The sequence below is a fragment of the Chamaesiphon sp. VAR_69_metabat_338 genome, assembly GCF_031423935.1.
In the GTDB taxonomy this organism is placed as follows: domain Bacteria; phylum Cyanobacteriota; class Cyanobacteriia; order Cyanobacteriales; family Chamaesiphonaceae; genus Chamaesiphon.
In genome coordinates this window covers 1-1834 of sequence record NZ_JANPGM010000555.1, presented here as the reverse complement: position 1 = coordinate 1834, position 1834 = coordinate 1, and the positions used below count along the sequence as shown (strand labels likewise).

Below are 1834 nucleotides of genomic sequence, written 5' to 3'. Positions count from 1 at the left end.
CCGACGTGCTGCCATCGATAAATGTCCCACCAGCCATAATTAGCTCGCTTTCATAGCCGTGGAGATTGCCAGGTACCGGATCGACATAGGCATCGATCGGTGAATTTTGTTGGATCGATCGACAAAAAGCAATTAGTTTGGCGCGCGAACCAAATTTAATCGCTTGAATCACATCGCGACGTGGTGCCAACGGTAAAGGATTGACAGGATAGCCTAATTTATCGAACACATAGGCGGTCAAATGATTGCCTTTCATCGCTTCGCCGACCATTTGGGGCGCGAGAAATAGACCTTGAAATAACAGCCGATTTTGGTCGAAAGTTGCCCCACCAGAGGAGCCGATACCAGGAGCCGTGAGCCGACAAGCGGCTGCTTCCACTAAATCCGCTCTCCCCGCGACATAACCGCCGCCAGTGGCGATCGTTCCGCCAGGGTTTTTAATTAACGAGCCAGCAATCAAATCGGCACCCACGGCAGGTGGTTCGCGATCTTCGACAAATTCGCCATAGCAATTGTCTACAAAGCAAATCGTCTCGGGGTTTTGACGCTTGACGATCTTCACGATCCGTTCGATATCGGCGATCGATAAAGACGATCGCCAAGCATAGCCACAGGAACGCTGAATTAAGACCATACGGGTGTTGTTTTTAACCGCCTGACCTAAACCATCCCAATCGATCCCGCCGTCGCTTTCTAGGGCTAATTCGCGGTAATCGATGCCAAATTCCTTCAGCGATCCCTGTCCCGTCCCTCTGGTGCCAATTACTTCTTCCAATGTATCGTAGGGCGCACCGACGACCGAGAGCAATTCATCCCCCGGACGCAGCACCCCAAATAGAGCGCAGGCGATCGCATGCGTACCAGAAACAAATTGCACGCGAACGGCAGCCGCTTCCGCCCCCACAATTTCGGCAAAAACTTTATCGAGCGTTTCGCGACCCAAATCGTCATGTCCGTAGCCGCTGACACTGCAAAAATGCCGCACTCCAACTCGGTGACGCGCGTAAATTTCTAAAACTCGGCGGAGATTACCCTTGACTTGGCCGTCAATACCATTAAAAATCAGTGATAGTGCCTTTTCTGCTGATGGAATTATTAATTCGCCGTTCATGATTCGATGTGGTAAATTATTTGGCTGTGGGATCTGAACGCAGATCGGGCATATTCTTACAACTCTTCATAGGTTATCTCAATGACTGTTGCCGCATCAACAAAACTTCGTCTGGATTGGACGATGATTATCGCGCTCGTAATCTTTCACATTGGCGCGATCTGTGCCTTTTTGCCGGGACTATTTAGTTGGCAAGCTGTCGGGGTAGCATTATTGCTGCACTGGATTACGGGTGGATTGGGGATTACATTAGGATGGCACCGCCTCCTCTCCCATCGGAGCTTCCAAGTTCCTAAGTGGTTAGAATACTTTTTTGCTTTTTGCGGCACGTTAGCTCTACAAGGAGGAATTTTATGGTGGGTGGGGTTGCACCGACACCATCATTTGCACTCTGATGAAGATGTCGATCATCACGATTCCAAGAAAGGCTTTTTGTGGAGCCACGTCCGCTGGATGTGTTTTGAAGTTCCGGCTGAAAGCGATATTCCCCGCTTTACCAAAGATATTGCCGACGATAAGTTTTACCAGTTTTTGAATACTTACTTTTTCCCCCTTCAAGTGGTGTTGGGCGTGGTGCTATACGCGATCGGTGGTTGGCCGTTTGTATTCTGGGGCGTATTCGCACGATTGGTGATTGTCTATCACTGTACTTGGTTGGTCAATAGCGCGACGCACAAGTTTGGCTATCGCAACTTTGAAACTACCGATAACTCCACCAATTGC

Annotated in this window: 2 protein-coding genes; one reads left to right on the top strand and one right to left on the bottom strand. The window is 49.5% G+C overall.

Translation table 11 applies throughout. The annotated features are described in order from the left end of the window. Positions 1–1111, bottom strand: a 1111-nt coding sequence (locus RMO84_RS15290) for an aminotransferase class I/II-fold pyridoxal phosphate-dependent enzyme (RefSeq protein ID WP_310489303.1), incomplete at its 3' end; no start/stop codon positions are given. Positions 1112–1192: 81 nt separating this feature from the next. Between RMO84_RS15290 and RMO84_RS15285 the strand changes: the two genes are divergently transcribed. Then, positions 1193–1834, top strand: a 642-nt coding sequence (locus RMO84_RS15285) for a fatty acid desaturase (protein ID WP_310489302.1), incomplete at its 3' end; no start/stop codon positions are given.